The sequence below is a fragment of the Streptomyces glaucescens genome (genome assembly GCF_002154375.1).
Classification (GTDB): domain Bacteria; phylum Actinomycetota; class Actinomycetes; order Streptomycetales; family Streptomycetaceae; genus Streptomyces; species Streptomyces glaucescens.
Genome location: NZ_MUND01000584.1, coordinates 1 through 533, shown reverse-complemented (window position 1 = coordinate 533; position 533 = coordinate 1). Strand labels below are relative to the sequence as shown.

At 71.3% G+C, this 533-nt stretch carries 2 pseudogenes; one reads left to right on the top strand and one right to left on the bottom strand.

From position 1 onward, the window contains the following. A pseudogene (locus CCN42_RS43895) lies at window positions 1-231 on the top strand (urease accessory protein UreD); the annotation flags it as partial. Here the strand turns inward: CCN42_RS43895 and CCN42_RS32340 are convergent. Further along, window positions 231-513 (bottom strand): annotated as a pseudogene (locus tag CCN42_RS32340) (IS982 family transposase); the annotation flags it as partial. The pseudogenes CCN42_RS43895 and CCN42_RS32340 sit on opposite strands and share 1 nt — an antisense overlap. Window positions 514-533: the final 20 nt, after the last annotated feature.

Below are 533 nucleotides of genomic sequence, written 5' to 3'. Positions count from 1 at the left end.
GTGCTGGGCGGCCACCGCACCACCGGACAACTCCTCCTGATCGCCCTCGGCCTGCGCGCGCCCCCGGAACCCGTCCTCCTCGGCGACCCCCTACGGGGACACTGCGTTCTTGCGCCCCTCGCCGACAGCGCCGCGCTGCTCGCCACCGCCGTCGCACCGACCCCGGCCCAGCTGCGCCGCCTCCTCGACGCGGCTCTGGCCCAGGTCCCGCACGCGGGGACCTCCCCCTAGATGCTCGATTCGGCCTTGCGCAACCGCTTGTTGTAGCCGGGCTGCTGGGGCAGGTAGGGGAACAGGTGCCGCAGGTGAGCACGGGCGTGTCGCAGCCACCGGGCCGCGGAGGTGAAGCCGAGCATTGCCTGCATCATCGCCAAGGTGACCAGCTCGGCATCGCTGAGCTGCGGCGCGATGCCCACGGCCGGCCGCCAGGGGGGGGAGCTGCGGTGAATCCTTCAGTAGATTGTCGGTCGTGACGTGAAGGGCGGTCGCGAGGGAGTCCAGCTCTGCCTTCACACACCGACGTTGGACTCCCT